At 51.6% G+C, this 1,611-nt stretch carries 1 protein-coding gene; it reads right to left on the reverse strand.

The window, feature by feature from the left end; translation table 11 throughout:
- Nucleotides 1-29: 29 nt before the first annotated feature.
- The gene (locus tag FYM52_RS18535) at nucleotides 30-1,568 is read right to left on the reverse strand and encodes an IS3 family transposase (RefSeq protein ID WP_154165151.1); all 1,539 of its coding nucleotides are present in this window, start codon (nucleotides 1,566-1,568) and stop codon (nucleotides 30-32) included.
- Between the last annotated feature and the right edge of the window lie 43 nt (nucleotides 1,569-1,611).

Consider the following 1,611-nt stretch of genomic DNA (forward strand, 5'->3'; position numbering starts at 1 on the left):
GGGGATGCGGATAAAAACTTGGACTGGTTTTATGCGGCTAGACCAAGTTTTTGCCGGTATTGCACAGGGCTCAAACGCCCCAGAGATACCTTGATACGTTTTTCGTTGTACCAACGGATGTAGGTATCTACGGCTTCAATGAACTGCTCAATCGTCGTTGATTGCCAGTTACCCGGATAGAACAGCTCAATCTTTAGCCTGCCAAAGAAGCCTTCGCATGCTGCATTGTCCGGTGAGCATCCTTTGCGGGACATTGAGCGAACCAGCTTTGCATCATGCACCCTTGAGAGCCAGCCTGGCCAACGGTAGTGAGCCCCGCGGTCCGAATGAATTACAGGCCGGACCTCGTTGCGTTGGACAGTATCAATGGCAGCATCGAGCATAGTGTTGACGAGGTGGGCATTGGGATGGCTACCTATGCTCCAGCTCACCACCATCCCATCGAAACAATCAATCACTGGCGACAGGTAAATCTTGCCCGCGGGAATCTGGAATTCAGTAATGTCGGTGAGCCACTTCTGATTGGGCGCAGCGGCATGGAAGTCTCTATTGATGATGTTTTGCGGGGCTGCGCTGATCTCACCTAGGTACGAGTTGTACCTGCGGCGTTTAGGCTTGGACACGAGCAGTCCTTCTTGCTTCATTAATCGGCGCACCACTTTCTCGGAGATGCCTTTGCACTCTTGGATTAGGGATGCCTGTACCCTGCGATAGCCATAGCAACGGTAGTTAGCTTTGAAGATTTCTGTGATGTTGCGGCGTACATCCACGTATTTATCTGCCAGTTTCACCCGGGAGCGATGGTAGAAATACGAGCTTCTAGCAAGGCTTACAAGGGAAAGCAGCTCTGGCAATTCATACTGTGCACGCAGCGCTTCAACCAGTACAACCTTATCCTTGTTGGTCAGCCTATGCAGATCAATGTCGCTGCCTTGTTTTAAGATTTCGTGGGCTCGTTTCAGAAGCTCACGCTCGAGCTTCAGCCGCCGTACATCCTGACGCAATGTTTCGATTTGGCGCTTGAGTGCTACTTCATCCAATACTGGGGATTGCTTTGGGGTAGGTTTCATGGATGCAGGGGCATAAGGGCCAAGCAACTGATTTTTCCAGTTGTACAAGGTTCCTCTACAAACCCCCAACTTCTGCGCAATCTCCTGTGCTGTCGATTGCCGGGCACACAGTTGCACAACCCCCTCACACATCAGCGCATCAGGCTTGGCAGCCGGCCAAGCTCTACCCACTATCGATTTGCTTGTCTCAGGACAGTCTTGCCGAACCCAGGCAGTCAACGTACCTCGGCCTGGGTAGCCTAAAGCCCTCATCGTTGCAGCAATACAGCGATCATGGGCACAGTAATAAGCGACTGCCGCCTGTCTTTGCTCCAGTGAGTATTTCTGCGCTCTTGGTGCTTTGTTCTCAGGCAAATCCTGATGCTTCAGGTACTGCTGATACCAACCTTTTAATGCGTTCTTCGTTGGGTATCCCAACTGGCGGATCGTGGCCCTGACACGCAATCCAAGTCTGATGTAAAGCTCAACCGCTCGCATCCTGTCTGCGTATGTGTACATGAACTATCTCCTCTGATAGTCCAAGTTTTTGTCCGCATGCCCG

Origin of the sequence: Comamonas sp. CAH-2, from assembly GCF_009668305.1 — a bacterium.
GTDB classification, from domain to species: domain Bacteria; phylum Pseudomonadota; class Gammaproteobacteria; order Burkholderiales; family Burkholderiaceae_C; genus Comamonas; species Comamonas aquatica.